This window comes from Stenotrophomonas sp. 278 (assembly GCF_003935715.1).
GTDB classification, from domain to species: domain Bacteria; phylum Pseudomonadota; class Gammaproteobacteria; order Xanthomonadales; family Xanthomonadaceae; genus Stenotrophomonas; species Stenotrophomonas maltophilia_AH.
The window spans coordinates 1-4965 of sequence record NZ_RHPP01000211.1 but is presented as its reverse complement, the minus strand read 5'-3'; the positions used below and the strand labels follow the sequence as shown (position 1 = coordinate 4965).

Below are 4965 nucleotides of genomic sequence, written 5' to 3'. Positions count from 1 at the left end.
GCCGTGCCGTCGCCGTCGCAGCCGCTCAACGGGCCGCCGCCGGCCGTTCCGGCTCCGTCGGTTCCGGCAGGCAGCCGCATCGTTCCCGCCCCGACCGCTGAACCCGCGCCGTCGAGCACGCCGCAGAAGGGGGCCGCATGAGCCAGAAGAAAGTCAATCTGAAGGAACTGGACTTCAACAACATCGGCAACTGGCCGCAGCAGGCGAAGATCGTCTTCTGCGCGCTGCTGGCCCTGTTGATTGTCGGCCTGAGCTGGTTCGTGCTGATCACCGGCAAGCGTGATGAGCTGGCCGGCCTGGAGCGCACCGAAGTCACCCTGCGCGAAGAGTTCGAGAAGGAACAGGGCCGTGCGGTCAACCTGGAGCCGCTCAAGCAGCAGCTGGCCCAGATGGAGCAGGTGCTGCAGCAGATGCTGCGCCAGCTGCCCAGCAAGACCGAAATGCCCGACCTGATCATCGACATCTCGCAGACCGCGCTGTCCAGCGGCCTCACCAACGAGCTGTTCCAGCCCGGCGAGGAGATGACCAAGGAGTTCTACGCTGAAAAGCCGATCGCCCTGCGCATGGTGGGCAGCTACCACCAGTTCGGCGCGTTCGTCAGCGGCGTGGCCTCGTTGCCGCGCGTGGTCATCCTGACCATGCACGACATCAACCTGAAGCCGAAGGACCCCAAGACCGGTATCACCGCACGCAGCGGAGCGCTGGAACTGTCGGGTACGGTCAAGACCTACCGCTATCTGGATGACGTTGAAATGGAAGCGCAGGAAAAGGCTGCCGCCGCTGCAGCGCCGGGTGCCACCCCGACCGGAGGTACGCCATGACCTTGGCTTCAACCGCACGGGTCGGTGGCCTGATGCTGCTGGTGCTGCTGGCCGGTTGTGCCCGCAGCATCACCAGCACGCCGGGTGATGCGCCCAATCTGGAAAAGTGGGTGGCCGACGTGCGTGCGCGTCCGGCTCCGCCGCTTGAACCGCTGCCGGTCATGCAGCAGTTCGAAACCTTCGAGTATTCCGCGCAGGGTCTGCGCGATCCGTTCACCGACGCCTGGGCGCGTTCCAATGATGGAAGCAGCGGCCTGCGTCCGGACCCGGATCGCCGCAAGGAGCCGATGGAAGCCTTCCCGCTGGACGCCCTGGACATGATCGGTTCGATCGGGGGCGGCCCGGGGCTGGTCGCACTGGTAATGGCACCGGACAAGGTCACCTATCGGGTGCGTCCGGGCGTTTACATGGGGCAGAGCGACGGCCGGGTGACCGGGGTCTACGAAGACCGGATCGAGCTGATTGAACTGGTGCCGGATGGCGCGGGCGGCTGGCTGGAACGGCCTGCTTCGCTTGCGCTTGAAGATCAATGAATGATTATGGGGATTGCACGATGACCTTTTCCAACGCCATGCTGCAGCGTCCCACCCGGCGCCCGAAGCTGATCCACATGTGCGCGCTGGGAGTCGCGCTCATGCTGGCCAATGGCACGCTGATGGCGGCCACGCCGGCAGCGACCACGCACGCTGCTGCCGATGCCGCGCCGGTGACGGCACCGGCCTCGCTGGCGGTGTCCAAGATCGACTTCAAGCGCGGTGAAGACGGCTCCGGCCGCCTGATCCTGCAGTTTGACGGCACCGGGGCCAACCCGGACCTGCGCAACCAGGGCAACGCGGTCGTCATCGACGTCGGCAATGCCACGCTGCCGGCCAACCTGCAGAAGTCGATCAACGTATCCGACTTCGCCACCCCGGTGCAGCGCATCGATCCCAAGCCCTACGGTGGCGGCACCCAGCTGGTGCTCAACACCAGCAGCGCGTTCGAGTCGCTGGCCTACCAGACCGGCAACGAGTACGTGGTTGAGATCAGCCCGCGCAAGGCCGTGGCAGCCACCGGTGCGATCAACGCCACCACCGTGACCCAGGCGGCGGCCGCCGTCGGCGCACGCGGCTACAGCGGCAAGCCGGTAACGTTCAACTTCCAGGACGTGCCGGTGCGCACCGTGCTGCAGTTGATCGCCGAAGAGTCCAACCTGAACATCGTTGCCGCCGACACCGTTGAAGGCAACGTCACCCTGCGCCTGGTCAATGTGCCGTGGGACCAGGCACTGGACATCGTCCTGCGCGCCAAGGGCCTGGACAAGCGCCAGGACAACAAGGTGATCTGGGTCGCGCCGCAGCCGGAGCTGGCCAAGTTCGAGCAGGACAAGGAAGACGCGCGCATCGCGATCGAGAACCGCCAGGATCTGGTCACCGAGTACGTGCAGATCAACTATCACAACGCCGCCCAGATCTTCAAAGCACTGACCGAGGCCAAGGGCATCGGCGGCAGCGGTGGTGGCAGTGGTGGTGGCAGCGGCGGCGGCACATCCGACCAGGACAGCGGCTTCCTGTCCGCGCGTGGTCGCCTGGTCGCCGACGAGCGCACCAATACGCTGATGATCAGCGACATTCCGAAGAAGATCGCGCGCATGCGCGAGCTGATCAACGTGATCGACCGTCCGGTCGACCAGGTGCTGATTGAAAGCCGCATCGTGATCGCCACCGATACCTTCGCCCGCGAACTGGGTGCGAAGTTCGGTATCTCCGGTCGTCGTGACAACGTATGGTTCGGTGGCAGCATGGACCAGAACCATAACAACATCGACGACAACGGCCAGGCGTGGAGCGAGTACAACCAGGCGGTGGCAGAGTACGAGGCTGACCCGACCGGCAAGCCCGTTCCGCTGCGCCCGGGGCAGATCTTCAACACGCCGAACCTGAACTGGAATTCGGCAGTCGCGCAGACCTTGAATCCGGGTTCGCTGGCACTGTCCATCCTCAATGCGGGCTACCTGCTGGACGTGGAACTGTCCGCCATGCAGCAGGAAGCGCGTGGCGAGGTGATCTCCAATCCGCGCGTGGTCACCACCAACCAGCGTGAAGCGGTGATCAAGCAGGGTAAGGAAATCGGCTACGTCACCATCAGTGGTGGTGGTGCCGGTGGCCAGGCCACCGCGAACGTCCAGTTCAAGGAAGTGGTGCTGGAGCTGAAGGTCACCCCCACCATCACCAACGACAACCGCGTGTTCCTGAACATGTCGGTCAAGAAGGATGAAGTGGAAAGCTACATCGTGCTGGAAGGCTACGGCCAGGTGCCGACGATCAACCGCCGCGAAGTGAATACCGCGGTGCTGGTGGACGACGGTCAGACCGTGGTGATCGGTGGCGTGTATGAGTTCACCGACCGCAACAGCGTCAACAAGGTGCCGTTCCTGGGCGACGTGCCGTTCCTCGGCAACCTGTTCAAGAAGCGCAGTCGCAACAAGGACAAGGCCGAACTGCTGGTCTTCGTCACCCCGAAGGTGCTGCGCGTGGCCAAGACCAACTGAGGTCCGCCGCCAACGTAGCACCTGTTGCAGGAAGGGCCGCCCAGTGCGGCCCTTCCTGCGTTCAGGCATTCTTGATGCGGTGGCCCGCCCGGCCCTGCCATGATGTGTCGGGAACCTGGTGCCTGTTGCGCCGGTCTGACGGATGCCATGAACCTGCCCCCACCGATGCCTGACCCTGCCGCCATCCCCTCCGTTGCCGAGCACGGCACGACGGCTGACCGTGTCCACGACGGTTTCCGCGCCCTGCGTGATGCGCTGGGCCGGGAGATCGTCGGCCAGCGTGAGCTGGTCGACCGCCTGCTGACTGCCCTGCTTGCCGACGGGCACCTGCTCGTGGAAGGCGCGCCCGGCCTGGCCAAGACCACCGCGATCCGCGCGCTGGCAGCACGGCTGGAGGCCGACTTTTCCCGTGTACAGTTCACCCCGGATCTGTTGCCGGCTGACCTGACCGGTACCGAGATCTGGCGTCCACAGGAAGGACGCTTCGAGTTCGTGCCGGGCCCGATCTTTCACCCCATCCTGCTCGCAGACGAGATCAACCGCGCGCCGGCCAAGGTGCAGTCCGCGCTTCTGGAGGCGATGGGCGAACGCCAGGTCACGGTCGGCCGCCACACCTACGCGTTGCCACCGCTGTTCCTGGTGATGGCCACGCAGAATCCGATCGAGCAGGAAGGCACCTTCCCGCTGCCCGAGGCGCAACTGGACCGCTTCCTGATGCACGTGCGCATCGGTTACCCGGATGCAGAGGCGGAGACCGAGATCCTGCGCCTGGCGCGCGAGCGCGCGCGCGACGCGCTGGGACAGGTGCCGCCGCCACCGTCGCGGATGCCGCTGGAGGACGTCTTCGCCGCACGCCGGGCGGTCCTGAACCTGCACATGGCACCGGCGCTGGAGCGTTATGTGGTGGAGCTGGTCCTGGCGACCCGCGAACCGGCACGCTACGACAGCGTGCTGGCGCGGCGCATCGCGTGGGGGGCAAGCCCGCGCGGCTCGATCGCCCTGGAACGCTGTGCCCGTGCACGCGCATGGCTGCAGGGGCGGGACTACGTCACCCCGGACGACGTGCGCAACGTTGCCCCCGACGTGCTCCGCCACCGCGTGCTGCCCAGCTATGAGGCCACCGCCGAGGGCTGGGACGGGGAACGTCTGGTCACCGAGCTGCTGGCACGCGTGCCGGTGCCCTGAGTGGCAATGCCTGCCGTGGACGAGGCAACCCGCGCGACGGCCGGCAACGGCCTGCAGCCGACCCTGGCCGAACTGGTGGCGCTGCGTGGCAGCGCGCATCGCTCGGTGCCGCCCCGCCGTGGGCGCCACGGCCTGGCCGGGCAGGCTCCCTCGCCGCTGCGAGGACGCGGCATGGAGTACGCCGAGTCGCGGGAATACGTGGCCGGTGACGACGCGCGCCATATCGACTGGCGCGTGACCGCACGCAGCGGTCGCGCGCATACCAAGTTGTTCCAGGCCGAGCGCGAGCGGCTGACCCTGCTGGTGGCCGATACCGACCCGGTGCTGTACTTCGGGACCCGCGTGCGCTTCAAGTCGGTGCAGGCCGCGCGGGTCGGGGCCGTCGCGGCGTGGCTGGCGCAACGCCAGGGTGATCGGCTGGCGGCTCTG

5 protein-coding genes are annotated in these 4965 nt (G+C 66.5%); all 5 read left to right on the top strand.

The genetic code is table 11. The features are described from left to right. Positions 1-137: 137 nt before the first annotated feature. Positions 138-821: a type 4a pilus biogenesis protein PilO gene (locus tag EGJ34_RS20460; protein WP_125362267.1), complete on the top strand. Its 684-nt coding sequence runs from the start codon at positions 138-140 to the stop codon at positions 819-821. Positions 822-853: 32 nt separating this feature from the next. Continuing rightward, positions 854-1354, top strand: coding sequence for a pilus assembly protein PilP (locus EGJ34_RS20455; RefSeq protein WP_260477085.1), 501 nt, complete (start codon positions 854-856; stop codon positions 1352-1354). Positions 1355-1374: 20 nt separating this feature from the next. Continuing rightward, a complete protein-coding gene (locus EGJ34_RS20450) occupies positions 1375-3351 on the top strand; it encodes a type IV pilus secretin PilQ family protein (RefSeq protein ID WP_125362265.1) in 1977 nt (658 codons plus the stop codon). Between the two features lie 147 nt (positions 3352-3498). Further along, positions 3499-4536 carry a MoxR family ATPase gene (locus tag EGJ34_RS20445; RefSeq protein WP_125362264.1) on the top strand — a complete coding sequence of 346 codons (1038 nt, stop codon included), beginning with the start codon at positions 3499-3501 and terminating at the stop codon, positions 4534-4536. 6 nt (positions 4537-4542) lie between these two features. After that, positions 4543-4965 (top strand): DUF58 domain-containing protein (locus EGJ34_RS20440; protein WP_148100535.1); only part of this gene is annotated, 423 nt, incomplete at its 3' end.